This window comes from Rhodococcus sp. NFXS4 (assembly GCF_058139645.1).
This window is the reverse complement of sequence record NZ_CP192221.1, coordinates 2,167,868-2,188,755: the sequence shown is the minus strand read 5'-3', so window position 1 is coordinate 2,188,755 and position 20,888 is coordinate 2,167,868. Positions and strand designations below refer to the sequence as shown.

17 protein-coding genes are annotated in these 20,888 nt (G+C 69.6%); 9 read left to right on the top strand and 8 right to left on the bottom strand.

The genetic code is table 11. From position 1 onward, the window contains the following. Nucleotides 1-35: 35 nt before the first annotated feature. Nucleotides 36-494, top strand: a complete 459-nt coding sequence (locus J4E04_RS10270; protein WP_490150441.1) for a MaoC family dehydratase — start codon at nucleotides 36-38, stop codon at nucleotides 492-494. Here the strand turns inward: J4E04_RS10270 and J4E04_RS10265 are convergent. From J4E04_RS10265 to hemE, 5 genes are read right to left on the bottom strand one after another with little or no spacing between them, the layout of a single operon-like run. After that, nucleotides 485-2,782 (bottom strand): molybdopterin-dependent oxidoreductase, encoded by a 2,298-nt coding sequence (locus tag J4E04_RS10265; RefSeq protein ID WP_490150440.1) that lies wholly within the window; start codon nucleotides 2,780-2,782, stop codon nucleotides 485-487. The genes J4E04_RS10270 and J4E04_RS10265 overlap by 10 nt on opposite strands. Nucleotides 2,783-2,818: 36 nt before the next feature. After that, the gene (locus J4E04_RS10260; protein ID WP_222637621.1) at nucleotides 2,819-3,514 is read right to left on the bottom strand and encodes an HAD family hydrolase; all 696 of its coding nucleotides are present in this window, start codon (nucleotides 3,512-3,514) and stop codon (nucleotides 2,819-2,821) included. After that, a complete protein-coding gene (gene hemQ, locus J4E04_RS10255) occupies nucleotides 3,511-4,206 on the bottom strand; it encodes a hydrogen peroxide-dependent heme synthase (RefSeq protein WP_027505205.1) in 696 nt (231 codons plus the stop codon). Before hemQ ends, J4E04_RS10260 begins: the two co-directional genes overlap by 4 nt. A gap of 38 nt (nucleotides 4,207-4,244) precedes the next feature. After that, complete coding sequence (locus J4E04_RS10250; protein WP_490150439.1) at nucleotides 4,245-5,612, bottom strand: protoporphyrinogen oxidase; 1,368 nt, start codon at nucleotides 5,610-5,612, stop codon at nucleotides 4,245-4,247. Then, complete coding sequence (gene hemE / locus J4E04_RS10245) at nucleotides 5,609-6,679, bottom strand: uroporphyrinogen decarboxylase (protein ID WP_222637623.1); 1,071 nt, start codon at nucleotides 6,677-6,679, stop codon at nucleotides 5,609-5,611. The genes J4E04_RS10250 and hemE overlap by 4 nt, the downstream gene beginning before the upstream one ends. Nucleotides 6,680-6,761: 82 nt before the next feature. Here hemE and J4E04_RS10240 point away from each other — a divergent pair, with 82 nt between their 5' ends. The 5 genes from J4E04_RS10240 (at nucleotide 6,762) to J4E04_RS10220 (ending at nucleotide 13,214) form a co-directional block, all read left to right on the top strand. Continuing rightward, on the top strand, nucleotides 6,762-7,370 hold the full coding sequence (locus J4E04_RS10240; RefSeq protein ID WP_027505202.1) for a DUF3000 domain-containing protein: 609 nt from the start codon (nucleotides 6,762-6,764) through the stop codon (nucleotides 7,368-7,370). Nucleotides 7,371-7,396: 26 nt separating this feature from the next. Further along, complete coding sequence (locus J4E04_RS10235) at nucleotides 7,397-8,716, top strand: HRDC domain-containing protein (RefSeq protein ID WP_307108816.1); 1,320 nt, start codon at nucleotides 7,397-7,399, stop codon at nucleotides 8,714-8,716. 65 nt (nucleotides 8,717-8,781) lie between these two features. Next, nucleotides 8,782-10,008: a thiolase family protein gene (locus J4E04_RS10230; RefSeq protein ID WP_490150438.1), complete on the top strand. Its 1,227-nt coding sequence runs from the start codon at nucleotides 8,782-8,784 to the stop codon at nucleotides 10,006-10,008. A 5-nt stretch (nucleotides 10,009-10,013) separates the two neighbouring features. Next, nucleotides 10,014-12,113, top strand: a complete 2,100-nt coding sequence (locus J4E04_RS10225) for a 3-hydroxyacyl-CoA dehydrogenase NAD-binding domain-containing protein (RefSeq protein ID WP_490150437.1) — start codon at nucleotides 10,014-10,016, stop codon at nucleotides 12,111-12,113. A 90-nt stretch (nucleotides 12,114-12,203) separates the two neighbouring features. Continuing rightward, nucleotides 12,204-13,214, top strand: coding sequence for an iron-siderophore ABC transporter substrate-binding protein (locus J4E04_RS10220; protein WP_490150436.1), 1,011 nt, complete (start codon nucleotides 12,204-12,206; stop codon nucleotides 13,212-13,214). A 6-nt stretch (nucleotides 13,215-13,220) separates the two neighbouring features. Here the strand turns inward: J4E04_RS10220 and dxs are convergent, their stop codons facing one another. After that, the gene (gene dxs / locus J4E04_RS10215; RefSeq protein WP_490150435.1) at nucleotides 13,221-15,110 is read right to left on the bottom strand and encodes a 1-deoxy-D-xylulose-5-phosphate synthase; all 1,890 of its coding nucleotides are present in this window, start codon (nucleotides 15,108-15,110) and stop codon (nucleotides 13,221-13,223) included. A gap of 149 nt (nucleotides 15,111-15,259) precedes the next feature. Between dxs and glsA the strand changes: the two genes are divergently transcribed. Continuing rightward, nucleotides 15,260-17,104: a glutaminase A gene (gene glsA / locus J4E04_RS10210; protein WP_490150434.1), complete on the top strand. Its 1,845-nt coding sequence runs from the start codon at nucleotides 15,260-15,262 to the stop codon at nucleotides 17,102-17,104. Nucleotides 17,105-17,118: 14 nt separating this feature from the next. On the opposite strand, the gene J4E04_RS10205 is transcribed toward glsA, so the two are convergent. Together J4E04_RS10205 and J4E04_RS10200 are read right to left on the bottom strand one after the other, a co-directional pair. Further along, nucleotides 17,119-17,979 carry an anti-sigma factor gene (locus J4E04_RS10205; RefSeq protein WP_490150433.1) on the bottom strand — a complete coding sequence of 287 codons (861 nt, stop codon included), beginning with the start codon at nucleotides 17,977-17,979 and terminating at the stop codon, nucleotides 17,119-17,121. Next, entirely contained in the window at nucleotides 17,972-18,655 is a 684-nt protein-coding gene (locus J4E04_RS10200) for a sigma-70 family RNA polymerase sigma factor (RefSeq protein ID WP_268788561.1), read from the bottom strand. The genes J4E04_RS10205 and J4E04_RS10200 overlap by 8 nt, the downstream gene beginning before the upstream one ends. 347 nt (nucleotides 18,656-19,002) lie before the next feature. Here J4E04_RS10200 and J4E04_RS10195 point away from each other — a divergent pair, with 347 nt between their 5' ends. Beyond that, entirely contained in the window at nucleotides 19,003-20,037 is a 1,035-nt protein-coding gene (locus J4E04_RS10195; RefSeq protein ID WP_222637630.1) for an ATP-binding cassette domain-containing protein, read from the top strand. Nucleotides 20,038-20,039: 2 nt separating this feature from the next. Next, entirely contained in the window at nucleotides 20,040-20,885 is an 846-nt protein-coding gene (locus J4E04_RS10190) for an ABC transporter permease (protein WP_222630970.1), read from the top strand. Nucleotides 20,886-20,888 lie beyond the last annotated feature (3 nt).

Here is a 20,888-nt window from a genome sequence, read left to right as displayed (position 1 = left end):
GTGCAGAACGGCTCGCCGCCGCTAGTGTCGGCTCCATGCGTACCTTCACGTCCGCGGACGACATCGTGTCCGCCCTCGGCGAGACCATCGGCACCAGCGACTGGCTGGAGATCACGCAGGAGCGCGTGAACCAGTTCGCCGACGCCACCGGTGACCACCAGTGGATCCACGTGGATCCCGAGCGCGCCGCGAAGGAGAGCCCCTTCGGTGGTCCCGTCGCCCACGGGTACCTCACGCTGTCCCTGTTGCCGGCCCTGTCCTGGCAGACCTACACGATCGAGAACTCCACGATGGGAGTCAACTACGGCAGCAACAAGGTTCGCTTCGTCAATCCTGTGCTCGTCGGGTCGCGCGTTCGTCTGACGGCCGTCCTCGCCGCAGCAGATCGGCTGGACGGCGGAGCGGTGCAGATGACCGTCGACTCGACCATCGAGATCGAGGGTGCGACGAAGCCCGCGCTGGTCGCCCAGGTCATCAGCCGCGTCTACTTCTGACGCACGTCACCACGATCGACGAACTCCGGCTGATCGTGCGCGCGGATCGGCGGCAGTTCGCCGGTCCACTTCTCGACGTCCACCAGGACGTGCTGGCCGGTGGACCCCTGCGCGAGCGACGACGTGCCGCGGTCGGCGGTGAGCACGTTCGGGTTGCCGTGCACGCACATCGAGCGCGGGTCCGACGGATCGAGCGGGTCGTACCAGGCGCCGGTCGACAGTTGCACCACGCGCTCGCGCAGGCGATCGTCGACGACGAGCCCCGCGAGGCACGAGCCACGGTCGTTGAACACCCGCACCACGTCGCCGTCGCGGAGTCCGCGCGCTGCGGCGTCCGCGGGATGCATGCGCATCGGTTCCCGGCCCTGAATCTTCGACGCGAGGCTCACGGCCCCGTGATCGAGTTGGCTGTGTAACCGGCTCCGCGGTTGGTTCGCGATCAGGTGCAGCGGGAACGCCTGTGCGCGTTCACCGCCCAGCCACTCGTCCGGTGCGTACCACCGTGGGTGTCCCCCGCAGTCGGCGTAGCCGAACGACTCGATGTCGGCCGAGAAGATCTCGATGCGCCCGCTCGGTGTCCGCAAGGGGGCCCGCTCGGGATCGTCGCGAAAATCGGACAGCAGCGTGAGACCGTCCTCGGTGTCCATCCGGAACGTTCCCTCGGTCCAGAACTCGTCGAACACAGGCGGCGTCACCCGCCCCGCATCGGACACGAACCGTCGCCACTGGTCGTAGAGGTGCCGCAGCCAGTCCGCGGACGAGCGACCTTCCGTGAATTCGTACTCGACGCCGAGCTCTCGCGCGAGCAGCGCGAAGGTGTCGTAGTCGTCGCGGCTGTCGGCGAAGGGCGGGACGGCGGCCTGCATCGCCACGAGCAGCGGGTCGTTGCGGGTGCAGCTCAGGTCGTCGCGTTCGAGGGTCGTCGTCGACGGCACCACGAAGTCGGCGTGCCGTGCCATCGGTGTCCAGTACGGCTCGTGCACCACGATGGTCTCGGGTCGAGCCAGCGCGGTGCGCAACCGGCCGATGTCCTGGTGGTGGTGGAACGGGTTGCCGCCGGCCCAGTGCAGCAGCCGGATGTCCGGATACGTCGACGCGGTGCCGTCCGCGTCGTACGGCCCACCAGGGTTCAACAGCATGTCCGAGATCGCGGCGACCGGAATCGACGTCGACACACCGTTGAGGCCCTGGGGAAGCGTGGGCAGCGGATACGGCACGGGTGCCAGGCCGGGTTCGTTCATCGACCCGTAGCCGTGGCCGAAGCCCGCGCCCGGCACACCGACGCCGCCGAGCATCGCGGCGAGCGTGAGACCCATCCACGGCGCCTGCTCACCGTGGCGGATGCGCTGCAGTGACCAGGTGACGGTGATCAGCGTGGTGGCGCGAGCCATGCGCCGCGCCAGGGCGGTGATGTCCGACGCCGGGACCCCCGTCAGGTTCTGCGCCCACTCCGGTGACTTCGGGACACCGTCCGTCTCGCCGAGCAGGTAGCGCTCGAAGACGTCGTACCCGGTGGTGTACCGCTGCAGGAACGCGGTGTCGTGCAACCCCTCCGAGGCGAGCACGTGTGCCAGCCCCAACATGAGGGCGACGTCCGACCCCGGTACGGGTGCGATCCACTCCGCCGCTCCGTCCGTGTCGTCACGCAGCGGCGAGATCGAGACGATCCGGCCGCCGCGCGTACGGAGGCGATGCAGCGCGTCGCGTGTCGGATGATCGCTGGTGCCACCGTGATTGACCGACGTGTTCTTCAGCGGAACGCCGCCGAACGCGACCAGTAGATCGGTGTGCTCGGCGATCACGTCCCACGAGGTGGAGCGCGAGAACATCTTCCAGTGCGTCCCCATGACCCGCGGCATGATCGTGCCGGTGGCGCCGAGGGAGTAGCTGCCCACCGACCGCGTGTAGCCACCCAGGGTGTTCAGGAACCGGTGAACCTGACTCTGCGCGTGGTGGAACCGGCCCGCGCTGCCCCACCCGTACGACCCGCCGAAGACGGCCTCGTTGCCGTGCTCGCGCACGACTCGACGGAGCTCGCCGGCGAGCAGGGGGAGGAACTCGTCCCACTCCATCTCGACGAACGCATCGGCGCCACGCGCGGTGGACGGTCCGGGGCCGTTCTCGAGCCAGCCCCGACGCACCGCCGGTCGACGGATGCGCGAGCGATGGGTCACCGACCCGGGAACGTTGCCCAGGATCGGGGACGGATCGGCGTCGCCCGTCGGCGGACGGACCGCGACCACGTCCCGGCCGTCCGTGTCGGCGGTGTACATACCGAAGTGGGCCATGTGCTGCACCCCACGGCGCGCGGACGTCACGGCGCCCTACGCGAGCGCGAGACCGTGCGCCGCCACGGCGTCGAGCAGAGCCGACGGTCGTTCGGACGTCGGCAGTGGATCGAGCAGCGCGAAGGACATACCGAGCGCCTGCGCTCCGCCGTCGGCCTCCTCGCTGTCGCCGACCATCAGGCACGAGGCCGGGTCGACGCCCAGAGCGTCCACGGCGGAACGGAAGATCGCGGCATCGGGCTTGACGGCGCCCACCTCGAACGACAGAGCGTAGTGCGCGACGGTGTCGTGCACGCCGAGCAGATCGAACGCCGCGCGCAGATCGAACGCGATGTTGCTGACCACCGCCACGGGAACGCCGCGATCGGCGAGGCCGTGCAGCACTCGCGCCGTGTCGGGGTACGGCGTCCACGAGGACGGGTCGATCACTTTGTCGTACAACGCCTCGGCGTGCTCGACGCGGTGCACACCCGACGCCTTCAGCACTGCCAGGTAGGCGGCCCGGTGCATCGCGGGGTCGAGATCGCGAGCCTCCCAAGCCCGGTGGCCGTCGTCGTCCAGGGTGACCACCGACCCGACGGGCTGGGTCATGCGGCGCATCAACTCGGCCTGGAAATGACCGTCGATCTGCTCGTCGTCGCCGACACGCAGATCGGTGAACCAGCTCTCGTCCTCCTCGAGACGGAACAGCGTGCCGGAGAAGTCGAAGAGCACCGCGGCCGGCGTGGTCACGGTAGTGACTCGACGAGCGCCTCGACCGTCACCCGGGGTCCGCTGAAGAACGGAACTTCCTCCCGCACATGACGTCTGGCCTCGGTCGCACGCAGATCACGCATCAGGTCGACGATGCGGTCCAGCGTCGGAGCCTCGAACGCGAGAATCCACTCGTAGTCGCCCAGGGCGAACGACGGGACGGTGTTGGCGCGCACGTCCTTGTAGCCGCGTGCCGCCTTGCCGTGGTCGGCGAGCATCGTGCGACGCTCCGCGTCGGGCAGCAGGTACCAGTCGAGCGAGCGGACGAACGGGTACACGCAGATGTAGGCGCCCGGCTCCTCGCCGGCGATGAAGGCCGGGACGTGCGACTTGTTGAACTCCGCGGGGCGGTGCAACGCGGCGTTGCTCCAGAACGCGTCGCACGCGCGGCCGAGAGCCGTGGACCGACGGAAGCGCGCGTACGCCGCCTGCAGGTCCTCGATCTTCTCCGCGTGCCACCAGATCATGAAGTCGGCGTCGGCGCGCAGTCCGGCCACGTCGTAGATCCCGCGCACCACGACGTCGGTCTCGTCGAGACCGTCGAAGAACGCGCGGGCCTCGGCGAGCACCGCCTCCCGATCCTCACCGAGAGCGCCCGGCCGAGCCGTGAACACCGAGTGCATCGAGTAGCGCAACGTGGAATTGAGTGCTTCGAAATCGAGACGTGCCATGACACCCATCGTGCCACCCGGCCGTCCCGATCGGGCCGTCAGGCCAGCGCCTCCGCCAGCCGGGCCGCCGCCGCGGATGCCGTCGCGACGCATGCGGGAACTCCGACGCCGTGCAGGTACGCGCCCGCGAGTTCGAGTCGGCCCACCGCCGAGGCGGCGTCCTCGACGCGGGCCACGAGGTCGGTGTGGCCGGGGCGGTACTGCGGCAGTCCGCCGTGCCAGCGTTGCACGAACGTCGTCGTCGGCTCCTCGTCCACACCGAGCACCTCACGCAGATCCGTGCGGGCCGCCGACACCAGGTCGACGTCGGGCCGGTCGACGATGTCCGCGTCCCCGAAGCGTCCGAAGGAGACCCGCACCAGCTGGCCGCCGCGCTCGGCGAGATGCGGCCACTTGCGGCTCGACAGCGTGAATGCTTTGGCGCGCAACGGAACACCGGAGGAATCGAGCTCCCCCGTGGCGACCAGGACGCCCGAGTTCTGCGGTAGTCCCCCGGCCTCGAACCCGAGGGCCACCACTGCCGACGAGGCGAGTTCCACGTCCCCGAGTTCCCGCGCGAGTGCGGGCGCCGTGTCAACCAGCATCGAGACCGTCTGCGGTGCGGGCGCGGCGAGGACGACGCCGTCCACCACCCCGACGCCGTCGACGTGCCACGCGCCCCGGCCGTCGGACGTCACCCGCCGCACGTCCGCGGCGACGAGTTCGGCACCGGAGGCGGCGAGCAGCGCGTCGAGAAGCACGCCGTAGCCACCGCGCAGTCCGCCGAACACCGGTCCCGGCGACGGCGTCGGGCGCGCTCGCTCGACGGCGTCCACCAACGACGGGGCACCGGCGTCGAGGGCCGCGGCGAGAGTCGGCACCGCGGCGCGGATGCTCGTGGTGACGGCCAGCCCGGAGTAGACGCCGCCCAGCAGTGGGTCGACGCTCCGCGCGGTCACCTGGGAGCCGAAGCGTTCGGACACCAGGTCACCCACCGACGCATCGTCGCCGGGCGTCCACCGCAGCGGCCGGTCACGATCGGTGTCGATGCGGCGGCACGTGGCGTCGTCGACCAGAGTCCGCACCGAGTCGGATGTGGCCGGGATGCCCATCAACGTGCCGGTCGGCAGTCCGTGCAGTGCGCCGCCCGAGCGCAGGAGCGGGCGGGCGGCGGGCGACGGCCGCACGAGCTGGTCGGCGAGTCCGAGCTCGTCGAGCAGAGAGGGAACCTCGGGACGACGCGCGATGAACGCCTCGGCACCGACGTCGACCGGGCCACCCGCCAGGTCCACCGACCGGAGTTTGCCCCCGATGCGCGGCGCCTTCTCGACCACCACGATCCGCGCGGCCGGCCCCAGCGACTGCCGCAGCCGGTACGCGGCCACCAGTCCGCTGATGCCCGCTCCGACGACGGCGACCGAGGTCACAGCGAGTGCACCAGCTCCACCACCGACGTCACCACGTCGGGATCGGTGGCGGGCAGGACCCCGTGGCCCAGGTTGAAGATGTGCCCGGTGGCGCCGGCCGCGAGTGCGGCGTCCGCCTCGCCCACGATGCGGGTGACCTCACGGCGCACCGCGTCGGGGCCCGCGAACAGCACGGCGGGATCGAGATTGCCCTGCAGAGCCTTGCCCGGACCGACCCGACGAGCGGCGACGTCGAGCGGGATCCGCCAGTCGACACCGACGACGTCCGCGCCCGCCTCCCCCATCGCACCGAGCAGCTCGCCCGTCCCGACACCGAAGTGGATGCGCGGCACGCCGGCCGACGCCATGGCCTCGAACACGCGGCTGGAGTGGGGGAACACGAACTCGCGGTACTCGGCGAGTGACAGCGCCCCGGCCCACGAGTCGAAGAGCTGGACCGCGTCGACGCCGGCATCGGCCTGCGCGGTGAGGAAGGCGATGGTCATGTCTGCCAGCGACGAGAGCAATGCATGCCACGTCTGCGGATCCGAGTGCATGAGCGCCTTGGTGCGCTCGTGGTTGCGACTCGGACCGCCTTCGACCAGGTAGGACGCCAGCGTGAACGGTGCGCCCGCGAAGCCGATGAGGGGCACGTCCTTCAACTCGGCCAGGAGCAGGGAGATGGCCTTCGCGACCGGCTCGATCTGCTCCGACTGCAGGACCGGCAACGACTGCACGTCGGCCACGGACCGCACCGGGTTCGCCACGACGGGACCGGTGCCGGCCACGATCTCGAGGTCGACGCCGGCCGCCTTGAGCGGCACGACGATGTCGGAGAACAGGATCGCCGCGTCGACCCCGTGCCGCCGGACCGGCTGCATCGTGATCTCGCAGACCATCTCGGGGTCGAAGCACGAGGCGAGCATGGAGGTGCCCTCCCGCAACTTGCGGTACTCGGGCAGCGACCGACCGGCCTGACGCATGAACCACACGGGCCGACGCGACGGCGTCCGTCCCGTCGCGGCCGCGAGGAAGGGAGCTTCGGGCAGGCTTCGACGCGGACCGACGGCGTCAGGGATGGTGTTCATCGGCGTCCATGCTGCCAGAGACGCACACCTGCCCGGCGCGCCTCCTCCGCTGGGCCGACGGTCGCGGCTAACGTCCGCACACGTGACCACGTCCGAGAGCGCCTCGCAGCCTGCGCCCTTCCGCGCCGCCATCGACGCGATGCACCGGGCGACGGTCCACCCGAGCATCGAGGTCGGGCCGATCCGGCCTCCGCAGCGCCTGGCACCGTTCAGTTACGCACTGGGGGCCGAGGTGCGCCACTCCGAGACGGAGTCGGTGCCCGAGCAGAGCGAGGGTGACGCGTTCGGGCGTCTCATCCTGTTGTACGACCCGGACGGCGACGAGGCGTGGAACGGCACCATGCGCCTGGTCGCCTACATCCAGGCCGACGTCGACGCGTCGCTGGCGTCGGATCCGCTGCTGCCCGAGGTGGCGTGGAGTTGGCTGGTCGACGCGTTCGAGGCGCGGTCCGAGCCGCTGACGGCGCTGGGCGGCACGGTCACCTCGACGAGTTCGGTGCGGTACGGGGACATCGCCGGCCCGCCGCGTGCCCACCAGCTCGAGCTGCGGGCCTCGTGGACCGCGCTCAGCGAGGAACTGTCGGTGCACGTCGAGGCGTTCGGTGAGGTTCTCGCCTACGCCGCGGGGCTGCCCCCGGCGGGCATCACGGCGCTGGGTGCACGCGCCGACTCGGGCAGCTCCGACGCCTGATCGTCGGACAGCCTAGAGTTCGAACAATGCCCGACACGCCCGACTCGACTCCTGCCTCCTCCGGCGACACCGCCGTCGAGCCGGAGGCGACTCCCCTTCTCGCTCCACGCGAGGGGGTCCCGCCGTTGACGGACACGGCGGACGCGGTGCGAGCGGCCGCGGAGCTGCTGGCGTCGGGAACCGGACCGTTGGCCGTCGACGCGGAACGCGCATCGGGTTTCCGATACTCGGCTCGCGCGTATCTGCTGCAGTTCCGTCGCCGGGGTGCGGGCACCGTCCTGCTCGATCCGATTCCGGTGGTCCGCGACGGTGGTGTCGAGGCGCTCGCGGGCTTCGCCGCCGTCGTGAACGACATGGAGTGGGTACTGCACTCCGCCGATCAGGATCTGCCGGGGCTCGCCGAGCTCGGCATGACTCCCGCGTCGCTGTACGACACGGAGCTGGCGGGCCGACTCGCCGGCTTCGACCGTGTCGGTCTGGCGGCCATCGTCGAACGGACGTTGGGCCTGTCGCTGCAGAAGGGTCACGGTGCGGCGGACTGGTCCACCCGACCGTTGCCCGACACCTGGCTCAACTACGCGGCACTCGATGTCGAGGTGCTCGTCGAGTTGCGTGACGCCATGGCCGAGGAGCTCGAGAGCCAGGGCAAGACCGACTGGGCCGCACAGGAATTCGAGTACATTCGCACCGCACCCCCGGCGCCTCCCAAGCCCGACCGCTGGCGCCGCACCTCCGGTATCCACACCATCAAGAACGCGCGGACGCTCGCCGTCGTCCGCGCTCTGTGGACCGCCCGCGACGATCTCGCGCGCCGCCGCGACATCGCGCCGAGCCGCGTCCTGCCGGACTCCGCGATCGTCGCCGCCGCGCAGAGGAACCCCGCCACGGTGTCCGAGCTGAACGCGTTGCCCGTCTTCGGCGGACCTCGTCAGCGTCGCCAGGCGCGCGTGTGGATGGACGCGATCGAGCACGCCCGCGCACTTCCCGACGATGCGCTGCCCCCGGTGACGCAGCCCTTCGTGGGGCCGCCGCCGGTCAGTCGGTGGGCGCGGCGCGATCCGGAGGCCGCCGGGCGTCTGTCCGCCGTCCGCGACGCGATGGCCGCCCTGTCCGCGGATGTCGCGATTCCCGTCGAGAACCTGCTGACTCCCGATCTCGTCCGTCGCATCTGCTGGGACCACCCCGCTCTCGTCGCGGAGTACGGGACGGACGAGGACGTGCTCGTCGACCGTTTCCTCGAGGCGCACGGGTCGCGGCCCTGGCAGCGCGCGGTGGCGGGCCCCGTCGTGGCAGCAGGCCTACGGACCGCCGCTGAGTCGAGGACGGCCGAAGTTACCGGCGAGTAGGCACGGGTTAGAGTGGGCGCGCGAGCCGGGCGTCCGGCTCGTTCCAGCGCCTGCCGGAAGGAACCATGTCTTCTCCGAAATCCGCTCCCGCTCGATCCGCGTCCAGTCGTGGCGTCGCGTTCGTCGACGGTGTTCGTACGCCGTTCGGCAAGGCCGGCCCCAAGGGTATGTACGCGGACACCCGAGCGGACGACCTCGTGGTCAAAGCGATCCGTGAACTGCTCCGCCGCAATCCCGAACTGCCACCCGAGCGCGTCGACGAGGTCGGCATCGCCGCCACGACGCAGACCGGCGACCAGGGTCTGACCATCGGCCGCACGTCGGCACTGCTCGCCGGGCTCCCCCGCAGCGTGCCCGGTTTCGCCGTCGACCGGATGTGTGCGGGCGCGATGACCGCGGTGACCACCACCGCGTCGGGCATCGGCTTCGGACAGTACGACGTCGTCATCGCCGGCGGCGTCGAGCACATGGGCCGGCACCCGATGGGCGAGGGCGTCGATCCGAACCCGCGCTTCCTGGCCGACAAGCTCGTCGACCCGAGTGCGCTCGTCATGGGCAACACGGCCGAGAACCTGCACGACCGCTACCCGTCCATCACCAAGGACCGCACGGACGCCTACGCCGTCGCGAGCCAGGAGAAGTACGACGCGGCGAAGAAGGCCGGACTCATCGGCGAGACGCTCGTTCCCGTTGCGACCAAGTCCGCCGCCGGGTGGGGCCTCGCCACCGAGGACGAACCGCCGCGCCCCGGCACCACGCTCGAGGACCTGGCGAAGCTCAAGACGCCGTTCCGCCCCGCCGGCCGCGTCACCGCAGGCAACGCCGCCGGCCTCAACGACGGTGCGACCGCCGCGATCCTCGCCGGTGAGGACACCGCCGCCGAGCTCGGCCTGAAGGTCGGCATGCGCATGGTGGGCTTCTCCTTCGCCGGCGTCGATCCCGCCGTGATGGGCATCGGTCCCGTCCCCGCCACCGAGAAGTTGCTCGGACGCACCGGCCTGTCGATCGAGGACATCGGCCTCTTCGAGATCAACGAGGCCTTCGCCATCCAGGTCCTCGCGTTCACCGAGCACTTCGGCATCGCCGACGACGACGCCCGGATCAATCAGTGGGGCGGCGCCATCGCCTGCGGCCACCCCCTCGCGTCCTCGGGCGTTCGACTGATGACCCAGCTCAGCCGACAGTTCGCCACCCGTCCCGATGTCCGCTACGGCCTCACCACCATGTGCATCGGCCTCGGCATGGGCGGCAGCGTCATCTGGGAAAACCCCGCCTACGACGGAAGCAAGTGATTGCCATGACTTCTGCCTTCTCCGATGAAGTGGTGACCCACGCGTTCACCAAGATCGTCACCGTGCCCGGCCTCGACGGCCCGGTCGCCATCGTCACCCTCGACAACGGCTTCGACCACACCAAGCCGTCCACCTTCGGACCTGCCGGACTCACCGAGCTCGATGCCGCCCTGGATGCGGCCTACGCCGCAGATCCCGTGGCCGTCGCGGTCACAGGCAAGCCCTTCATCTTCGCCGTCGGCGCAGACCTGAACGGCGTGCCGAACATCTCCGACCGGGAAGTCGCCCTGGAGATCGGCACGTTGGGACACAAGGTGTTCCGACGCCTTCGCGAGTCGACGGTTCCGACGTTCGCGTTCGTGAACGGCGCCGCTCTGGGCGGTGGACTCGAGATCGCGCTGCACTGCCACTACCGCACCGTCGCGGACAACGCTGCGGCACTGGGGCTCCCGGAGACCTTCCTCGGTCTCGTTCCCGGCTGGGGCGGAACGCAGTTGCTCCCCAACCTGATCGGGCCGGCCAATGCCGTCACCGTGGTGATCGAGAACGCGCTCAACCAGAACCGGATGCTCAAGCCTGCGGACGCGCTGAAGCTGGGCATCGCCGACGAAGTCTTCGGCGGCGCCGATTTCCTCGAGCAGTCCCTGCTGTGGGCCGCGAAGGTCGTTTCCGGGGACGTCACCCCGACCCGCCCCGAGATCGACCGCGGCCAGGGCTGGGACGACGCGATCGCGCGGGCCAAGGCCATCGTCTCCGGCAAGACCGGCGACCACGCACCGGGACCGGTGCGCGCCGTGCAGCTGCTGGAGCTGGCGAAGTCGACCGACATCACCGACTCCGCGTCGCTCGACGCCGCCTTCGCTGCCGAGGACGAGGCGCTGGCCGACCTTCTCATGGCCGACGAACTGCGGGCCGGGCTCTACGCCTTCGACCTCGTGCAGAAGCGTGCCAAGCGGCCTGCCGGAGCGCCCGACAAGTCCCTCGCCCGGAAGGTCACCGGCGTCGGCATCGTGGGCGCCGGCCTCATGGCCAGCCAGCTCGCCCTGCTGTTCGTACGTCAGTTGAAGGTGCCGGTGATCCTCACCGACATCGACCAGGAGCGCATCGACAAGGGCGTCGGCTACGTTCACGCCGAGATCGACAAGCTGCAGGGCAAGAAGCGACTCTCCCCCGACGCGGCGAACCGTCTCAAGGCGTTGGTGTCCGGATCGCTCGACAAGTCCGCATTCGCGACGACCGACTGGGTCATCGAGGCAGTGTTCGAGAACCTCGACGTGAAGAAGAAGGTCTTCGCCGAGCTCGAGGAGTTCGTCTCCCCCGAGACGATCCTCGCGACGAACACGTCGTCGCTGTCGATCACCCGCATGGCGGCGGAGCTGAAGCACCCCGAGCGGGTCGTCGGATTCCACTTCTTCAACCCCGTGGCCGTTCTTCCGCTGCTGGAGATCGTCCGCGGCGAGAAGACCGACGATGCCACGCTCGCAACAGCATTCGCGACGGCGAAGTCTCTGAAGAAGTCGGCCGTGCTGATCGCCGACAAGCCCGGCTTCGTCTTCAACCGCTTGCTCACCCGCGCCCTCGGCGAGGTCATGAACGCGATCGACGAGGGCACGCCCTTCGACGTCGCGGACAACGCCATCAGCGAGCTCGGCATGCCGATGAGCCCGCTCACGCTGCTCTCGCTCGTCGGCCCCGCCGTCGCACTGCACACCGGCGAGACCATGGCCGAGTACTACCCGGAGCGCTTCCACGACTCCCCCGGCCTGCAGGCGATGGTCGCGAACAAGAAGTCCGCGGTGTGGACCTACGGCGCCGACGGAGCCAAGACCGTCGACCCCGAGATCGCCGATCTGTGGCCGCGGGGCGACTCACCGTCGACGGCCGAGCAGGTGCTCGATCGCACCCGGCGCGCCTTCGCGGAGGAGATCGACATCATGCTGCAGGAAGGCGTCGTCGCGGCCGCTCAGGACATCGACCTCTGCCTGATCCTCGGCGGCGGCTTCGGGTTCTGGAACGGCGGCATCGTGCCGTACCTCGATCGCACCGGCACCTCCGAGGCCGTCACCGGTCACCGGTTCCTCGACAAGGGTGTCGCCAGCGTGTGATGGGGCTGCGCCCTCGTGCGCCCTTTGCGCATCCCTGGATACGCGAAGGGCGCACGGGGCCGGAGGCCATACATAGGTTAGGCTAACCATGTGAAACGCTCTCGCCTTCTCCCCGCCGTCGCGGCCACCGCCGCGCTCGCCCTCGTCGCCGGATGTTCGTCCGATCCCGACTCCGACGCGCCCGCCGCCGCGTCGGGTGGCGCGTTCCCCGTCACCATCGACCACGCCTTCGGTTCGACCACCATCGACGCCGCACCGGAGCGCATCGTCACGATGGGCTGGAACGCGCAGGACATCCTGGGCGCCCTCGACATCACGCCCGTCGGCCAGCCGAAGTACACCTACGGAGCCGACGAGAACGGCGTGATGCCGTGGGCACAGGAGTTCTACGACGCGGACGCCACCACCCTGTACGAGGATCCGGCTGCGGGTGAGCCCGACGTCGAGGCCCTCGCGACCCTGGCGCCCGACCTGGTGCTCGCGCCCTACGAGGGTTTCCCGCAGTCGTACTACGACACGTTGTCCGCTGTCTCGCCCGTCGTCGCCTACCCCGGTGAGGCCTGGCAGACGACGTGGCAGGACCAGACCACGATGATCGGTGAGGCAGTCGGGAAGCCCACGGAGGCACAGGCTCTCATCGACGGTATGGGCCAGCGGCTCGCCTCGGAGGCCGAGGCCAATCCGGAGTTCGCGGGCAAGACCGTCGCGGTGGTGAACCTGGACACGGACGCCGGTCAGGCGAACGTCTACATGCCGTCCGATCCACGCGTGCAGGTTCTCAACGAGATGGGTTTCGTCAACGCCCCCGGCGTCGTGGCACTCGACGAAGCCGACTCCGCGGACACCTTCTTCTCCACCGTGTCACTGGAGAACGTGCAGAGCTTCGACGCCGACGTGATCGTCGCGTTCACTCCGGAGGGCTTCGACCTCGCCTCGGTTCCGGCTGTGGCGACGCTGCCCGCGGTCGCCTCCGGATCCGCGGTCGCGCTCAGTGACGAGCAGGTCATCGCCGGTCTGAGCAACGTCAACCCGGTGAGCACCCCGTGGGTACTCGACCGGATCCTCCCGCAGTTGAAGGACGCCGCCACCAAGGCGACGTAGCGACCGTCAGATGTCGCCGGGCCGGTGTGCGATCCATCCGCGCACCCGGCCGGCGATGTCCGACGGGGTGAGGCCGATGTCGGCGTGAATGCGATCCCGCGAGCTGTGGTCCAGGAACTGCTGTGGCACACCGAGATCCCGACAGGGGACGTCGACGCCGCCGGCGCGCAGTGCAGCCGACACGGATGCACCGATGCCGCCGTGCAGACCGCTGTCCTCGAGCGTGACCACCAGACGGAAGTCCGCGGCGAGCTTCACGAGCGAGTCCGGAACGGGCAGCACCCACCGCGGATCGACGACCGTGGCCGAGACACCGTCCGCGGCGAGTTCTCGCGCCGTGTCCAGTGCCAACGACGCGAACGGACCGACGGCGACGAGGAGTACGTCCGACTCCCCCTCGGGCTCGTGCAGCACGTCGACGGAGTCGTCCAGACGCCGCACCGCCTCAACGTCGTCGGGAATGGCGCCCTTGGGGAAGCGCAGCGCGGTGGGACCGTCGGACACCGCGAGTGCCTCGGCGAGTTCCTCGCGCAGGGTCGCTCCGTCGCGGGGCGCCGCCACGCGCATGTTCGGCACGATGCCGAGCAGCGACATGTCCCACATGCCGTTGTGGCTGGCGCCGTCCGATCCGGTGACCCCGGCGCGATCGAGCACGAGGGTGACCGGAAGGTTCAGTAGTGCCACGTCCATCAGCAGCTGATCGAACGCCCGATTGAGGAACGTCGAGTAGATCGCCACCACGGGATGCAGACCACCGAGTGCGAGACCGGCGGCGGACGTGAGCGCGTGCTGCTCGGCGATGCCCACGTCGAAGAAGCGGTCCGGGAACACCTCGCCGAACGCGGCGAGCCCGGTGGGTCCGGCCATCGCGGCGGTGATGGCCACGACGTCCTCGCGGTCGGTTCCCAGGGCGATGAGTTGACGGGAGAACTCCGACGTCCAGTCCGGAGCCGCGACGCTGGTCGCCAGGCCGGTGAGCGGGTCGATGACTCCCGTCGAGTGCATCTGGTCGGCGACGTCGTTCTCGGCGAAGGAGTAGCCCATGCCCTTGCGCGTCACCGCGTGGACGATGACCGGCCCGCCGAAAGCCTTCGCGCGGCGCAGCGCCGATTCCAGAGCCGCCTGATCGTGTCCGTCGACCGGACCGAGGTACTTGATGCCCAGATCGGTGAACATGACCTGCGGGCTGATCGCGTCCTTCAGGCCGGCCTTCATGCCGTGCAACATGGCGTACGCGGCCGACCCGACCACGGGCAGGTTCTTCACCATGTGACGGCCGGTGTCCAGCGCGCGTTCGTAGTTGGGCTGCAGGCGCAGCGTCGCGAGATGGTCGGCGAGGCCGCCGATGGTCGGCGAGTAGGAGCGACCGTTGTCGTTCACGACGATCACGACGGAACGATCCTTGCCGGCCGCGATGTTGTTGAGCGCCTCCCAGCACATGCCACCGGTGAGGGCGCCGTCCCCGACGACCGCGACGACGTGACGATCGCCGCGCCCGGTCAGCTCGAAGGCCTTGGCGAGGCCGTCGGCGTAGGAGAGGGATGCCGACGCGTGCGAGGACTCGACCCAGTCGTGCTCACTCTCGCTGCGGGACGGGTAGCCGGACAGGCCACCCTCCTTGCGCAGGGAGTCGAAGCGGTCCGCTCGACCGGTGACCATCTTGTGCACGTACGCCTGGTGGCCGGTGTCGAAGATCACCGGGTCGCGAGGCGAGTCGAACACGCGGTGGATGGCCAGAGTCAGCTCGACGACACCGAGATTGGGTCCGAGGTGGCCGCCCGTGGCAGACACCTTCTCGACCAGGAACCGACGGATCTCGTCCGCCAGTTCGGCCAGCTCCACCGGGCCGAGGGCACGCAGGTCGCTGGGCTCGTGCACGCCGTCCAGAACACCCAACGAAATCGCTCCCCTCCGAAGATTGCCTTGTCGTCCGTCGTGCCGTGAGGCACTCGGACAGGCCAGTTTGGACAAGTCTACGTGGACCCGGATCGGCGGGTTACCGTACGAGCGCCGAGCCGCGGCACAGAATCGAGAGAGTGGTGACGATGACCGACGTCGTGCAGGAGATTCTGGAGGAGGTCCACGCGCTGTGTGTGGCGGACACCTCCGGTGGCGTCGCCGACTACATCCCCGAACTGGCGGCCGCGAACCCCGATCGCTTCGGTATCTGCCTCACGACGGCCGACGGCCACGTGTACCAGGTGGGCGACACGGACGTGCCCTTCACGATCCAGTCGGTGTCCAAACCGTTCACCTACGCCCTCGCTCTCACCGATCGCGGCGAGACCGCGGTGGCCCGCAAGATCGACGTGGAGCCGTCCGGTGAGCCGTTCAACGAGATCAGCCTCGACCCCGTCACCGAGCGCCCGCGCAACCCGATGATCAACGCGGGCGCCATCACCTCCGCGTCGCTGGTGCGAGGCGCGACGCCCGACGAGCAGTTCGAACGGATCCGGGCCTCGTTCTCGCGGTACGCGGGACGCGAACTCGCCATGAACGCCGCCGTGCACGCCTCCGAATCACGCACCGGCCATCGCAACCGCGCCATCGGCCACATGCTGCGCTCCTTCGGCATCGTCGAGGGCGATCCCGACGCGATGGTCGATCTCTACTTCCGCCAGTGCTCGCTGGACGTCACGTGCCGCGACATCGGCGTCATGGCGGCGACCCTCGCCAACAACGGCCTCAACCCGTGTACCGACGTCCGAGCCCTCGAACCGGTGCTCGTCGAGCGTGTGCTGAGCGTCATGACGACGTGCGGCATGTACGACGGAGCCGGCGACTGGGTCAACCGCGTCGGACTCCCCGCCAAGAGCGGTGTCGCCGGTGCGGTGCTCGCGGTCCTGCCCGGTCAGCTCGGTATCTCGGTGTTCTCACCCAGACTCGACGCCCACGGCAACAGCGTGCGCGGAGTCAAGGCGTGCCGCGAGCTGTCCTCGCGCCTCGAACTGCACTTCCTCCACGTCGGCCGGGCCGCACGCAGCGCCGTGCGCGCCGAGTACACCGTCGCCGACTCCCCCTCGCGTCGCCGGCGCACCGCCGCCGAACAGGAGACGCTCGCCGCGCGGGGACGCCGAGTCCGCGTCTTCGAACTGCACGGCGATCTGCTGTTCTCCGCAGCGGAGAGCGTCGTGCGCGCGGTGTCCACGGCCGTCGACCACGGCGCCGACGACGGGAGCGCACTCGACGGCGTGATCCTGGACATGCGTCGGGTCGACGAGGTGAGCGACGTCGCCCGCTCGATGCTGGACACCCTCGCCGCCGGGCTCCGCCGACAGGGTTGTGCCGCCGTCCTGGTCGATCCCCGAGCTGCGATGGCGCACACCGTGTCGTCCCTGTCCGAACACGACGGCAGTGGCCGGGTCTTCGACGATCTGGACTCCGCACTGCGCTGGGGCGAGGACACCGTCCTCGACCGTTGGTGCGGCGGCGCACGGCAACCCACGGAGGTGACGGTCGATCAGCACCCGATCGTCACCGCGCTGGACGAGGCCCACCGCGATGCGATCACCTCCCGCACGACGGACGCGCAGTACAGCGCAGGCACCGTCATCGCCGAGGTCGGTGACGTGTCACTGGGTCTGGTGATGGTGCTGTCCGGCCGCGTCGCGGTCGACTTCATCGGCGCGGACGGCCGGGCCCGCGCCGTGTCGACGCTGTCCGCCGGCATGAGTTTCGGTGAGATGCCGTTGGTCCGGCGCTCACGCTTCGGGCTCCGCATCACCGCGGTGAAGGACACCACGGTCGCGATCCTCGGCCCGAAGGACTTCGACGCGCTGACCGAGAGCAACCCCGCTGCGAAGACAGCCTTGCTGGAGGTGCTTCTCGATCGCGCGTACGAGCAGGCCGAGTCGATCGTCGCCGCACTGCGCCGTTCCGGCGTCGTCTGAGCCGGCGGCTGCGCTCAGGCGTCGAGCGTGACCGCGGCGATGGGCGTGGTGGTGGGTGCGTCCGAACCGCTCTCGGGCTCGACCGTCACCGCCCACGTGGTCGCGTCGCTCAAGCCTGTGACGACGTGCTCGCGAGCGGGCGTGGCGGCATCGGCGGGGACGAGACCGGCCGGGCGCGGCGCGGGATCCTCTCCGATGAGCCACATCTCGAACACCTTGCCGTCGCCGGGCTCCGCGAGCCCGTCGAGCGTGACCACGGCGGCGTCCTGCGAGCGCGACCAGCGCACGGTGGCGGTACCGCCACCCTCGACCTCGACGGTGCTGGTCCTGATGTCACCGGCCGCAAGCACCTGCGACGTGGGCGACGACGGTGCGTCTCCCAGTTGCTGCGTGACCACGGCGCCGCCCACTCCGACGATCACGACGGCCGCCGCGGCTGCCGCGAGCACGCGCAGGCGTGTGCGGCGGCGATCGTCGAGCGACACCACCGGGGCGACCGGAGCGTCGTCGATCGGATCGGCCAGTGGCCGGGCATCACCCTGCGGAGTGCTCTCCACCGCGGCGAGAATGCTCGCACGCAACGACGAGGGCGGTTCCGCGGCCGTGGACGACGCGCTGAGCGCCATCGTCTCGTCGACCGACTCGACGATGCTCTCGAACCACGACCGCGTCGCCGCGTCCGACTGCGCGAGCCTGCGTTCGATGTCCGCCCTCTCGGCGGGGTCGATCGCGTCCAGTGCGTAGGCGTAGGCGTAGGCGTCGTCCACCACGCTGTCGTTCATCTCGTTCACGTCCTGCATCGCATCCTGCTCCGACACGTCGTCGGGTGCGGACGCGTCGTCATGGCGGCGATGGCGACCTTCCCCGTCACTCACCGGTCTCCACCCCCAGACAATTCTTCAACTTGATCAGACCGTCCCGGATCCGGGACTTCACGGTGGGAACGGCCACGCCCAGGCGCTCGGCCACTTCCCGATACGTCAACCCGCTGTAGTACGCCATCCGTACCGATTCGCGTTGGGTCTCCGTCAGCGTGTCCAGGCATCGGACCACCGACTCCGACTCGAGGGTCTGGGTGACGGATTCGAGGACCTCGTCGTGCGCGGGACTGTGGGTCGAGGAGCCGTAGAGCGCCTCGCGATCCGTGCCGGACTGCTCCGACCGGACACGGTCGACGGCGCGGCGATGCGCCAACGTCATCATCCAGGCGAGCGGAGACCCCTGCGCGGGGTCGTATCGGTCGGCCGTCTTCCAGATCTGAAGGAACACCTCCTGCGCGGTCTCCTCGCTGAACCCGGGATCGCGCAGCACACGCAGCACCATGCCGAACACTCGAGACGAGGTCGCGTCGTACAGATCGGCGAACGCTCGGCGGTCACCGGTGGCGACACGTGCGAGCAACGCACGCAGTTCGTCGGCCTCGGCGACACGCCGACGCTTGAGGTCGGGATCGGGAACGGGGCACGACGGATCGGCGGTGTCGTCCGGGGCGCGTCGGTGCCGAGGCTCGCCGGCGCTCGGGTCGGCTGCGCTCGTACCTCCGGCGCTCACAGACCCCCACCTCGCTGCGAGACGTTCATCGTCGAGTTCATCGACCATGAGACTAGTGGCCATCGTCGTCATATCCTCACCCCCTCGGCGATCGTGGTCCTGCGCGTCGCGGTCCTGGCGTACGCGCCACCGGGTCATGGCGCCCACGCCACGGGCAATGGCGCCCACGCCACGGCGCGAACATCGTGCAGGAATCATTCGTCACCGGGGCGTGAGTGGATCGGTGACCGGCGTCCCCGGCGAAAAACCCGTTGCGGACCTGCAAAGACTGCGGGACGCTCGTCGCACCGGATCGGACGATCCGGACATACCGATGAGATCGTGGCGGATCAGGAGTCAGCACTCACATGACGACACATGACGGGAAGGCCGGAGGCCGGCCGCTGGAGGACGGGAAGGCCGGAGGCCGGCCGCCGACGGACGGGAAGGCCGGGGGCCTGGCGATCGAGGCGGTCGGTCTGGTGAAGAGGTTCGGGGACACAGTGGCAGTGGACGGCGTGGATCTCGCCGTCCCGCGGGGCGGGGTCTACGGGGTGCTGGGGCCGAACGGGGCCGGCAAGACCACGACGATGCGCATGTTGGCGACGTTGACCGGCATCGACGGCGGGTCGGCCCGCGTGCTCGGCCACGACGTGGCGACGGAGTCCGACGCGGTGCGGTCGAAGGTGGCGCTCACGGGCCAGTTCGCTTCGCTGGACGAGGACCTGACCGGAGTGGAGAACCTGGTGCTCCTCTCGCGGCTGTACGGGTTCTCGCGCCCGGCGTCGCGGGAGCGTGCCGATCTGCTGTTGGGCGTCTTCGATCTGGTGGAGGCCGGCGGCAAGCAGGTCAAGGCGTACTCCGGCGGTATGCGGCGCCGCCTCGACATCGCGGCGAGTCTGGTGGTCACGCCGGAGCTGATGTTCCTGGACGAGCCGACCACGGGTCTCGATCCCCGCAGCCGCAACCAGGTGTGGGAGATCGTGCGCTCCCTGGTCGCCGGCGGCACGACGGTCCTGCTCACCACGCAGTACCTCGACGAGGCCGATCAGTTGGCCGACCGGGTGGCAGTCATCGACCGGGGCCGCGTGATCGCCGAGGGCACCACCGGTCAGCTCAAGGCATCGGTCGGCTCGGGGTCGCTGCACGTCCGCGTCGCGGAACAGTCGCGCCGAGACGACGCCGCCGACGTCCTGCGCGCGACCCTGCACACCGACGTGACTCTCGAGTCCGATCCCTTCGCCGTCACCGCGCTGGTCGACGACACCGCCCTGGTGGCCCGCGCACTCGCGACGCTGTCGGACGACGGCATCGGCGTCACCACCTACGCCCTCGGGCAACCCAGCCTGGACGAGGTGTTCCTGGCACTGACCGGACGAACGACAGAACTGGAGGCGTCCTGAGAATGACCACCACCAACTCCCCCACCGCCGCGACGGGCACCGCGCAGCCGAGCATCGCCGAGTTGCTCCGCGACTCCGGTCCCCGTCCCGATCGACCGTCGTCGATGTCGGCGGCGCTCTCGTTCGGGTGGCGAGCACTGCTGAAGATCAAGCACGTCCCCGAGCAGCTGTTCGACGTGACCATGTTCCCGGTCATGTTCACGCTGATGTTCACGTTCTTGTTCGGCGGCGCGTTGGCGGGCTCGACCAGTGCCTACATCCAGTTCCTGCTGCCGGGCATCCTGGTGCAGACCGTCGTCATGATCACGATGTACACGGGTCTGACCTTGAACAAAGACATCGAGAAGGGCGTCTTCGATCGGTTCCGGTCGCTGCCCATCTGGCGGCCGGCGCCGTTGGTCGGCGCCCTGCTCGGAGACGTGGTCCGCTACACCCTCGCCTCGACGATCGTGCTCGTGCTGGGTCTCGCGCTGGGCTTCCGGCCGGCGGGCGGCGTGCTCGGCGTGCTGGCGTCGGTGGCGTTGCTGCTGGCGTTCTCGTTCTGCGTCTCGTGGGTGTGGACGATGTTCGCGCTGATGCTGCGCAGCGAGACCGCGGTGATGAGCGTGTCCATGCTCGTGCTGTTCCCGCTGACCTTCGCCAGCAACATCTTCGTCGACCCGACGACGATGCCCGGGTGGCTGCAGGCGTTCGTGTCGGTCAATCCGGTGTCGCATCTGGTGACGACGCTGCGCGGCTTCGCCGACGGTGTGCTCGAGACGGACGCGCTGATGTGGACCGGCATCTGGTCCGTCGGACTGCTGGCGGTGTTCGGACCGATCACGATGCGCCTGTACAACGCCAAGTGACGC

Bases quoted from the DNA above. Each gene is read 5' to 3' on its own strand.
- J4E04_RS10195 (WP_222637630.1), top strand. From the start codon at position 19,003: ATGACGACACATGACGGGAAGGCCGGAGGCCGGCCGCTGGAGGACGGG.
- J4E04_RS10270 (WP_490150441.1), top strand. From the start codon at position 36: ATGCGTACCTTCACGTCCGCGGACGACATCGTGTCCGCCCTCGGCGAG.
- hemE (WP_222637623.1), bottom strand. From the start codon at position 6,679: ATGAACACCATCCCTGACGCCGTCGGTCCGCGTCGAAGCCTGCCCGAA.
- hemQ (WP_027505205.1), bottom strand. From the start codon at position 4,206: ATGGCACGTCTCGATTTCGAAGCACTCAATTCCACGTTGCGCTACTCG.
- J4E04_RS10265 (WP_490150440.1), bottom strand. From the start codon at position 2,782: ATGGCCCACTTCGGTATGTACACCGCCGACACGGACGGCCGGGACGTG.
- J4E04_RS10235 (WP_307108816.1), top strand. From the start codon at position 7,397: ATGCCCGACACGCCCGACTCGACTCCTGCCTCCTCCGGCGACACCGCC.
- glsA (WP_490150434.1), top strand. From the start codon at position 15,260: ATGACCGACGTCGTGCAGGAGATTCTGGAGGAGGTCCACGCGCTGTGT.
- J4E04_RS10190 (WP_222630970.1), top strand. From the start codon at position 20,040: ATGACCACCACCAACTCCCCCACCGCCGCGACGGGCACCGCGCAGCCG.
- J4E04_RS10225 (WP_490150437.1), top strand. From the start codon at position 10,014: ATGACTTCTGCCTTCTCCGATGAAGTGGTGACCCACGCGTTCACCAAG.
- J4E04_RS10230 (WP_490150438.1), top strand. From the start codon at position 8,782: ATGTCTTCTCCGAAATCCGCTCCCGCTCGATCCGCGTCCAGTCGTGGC.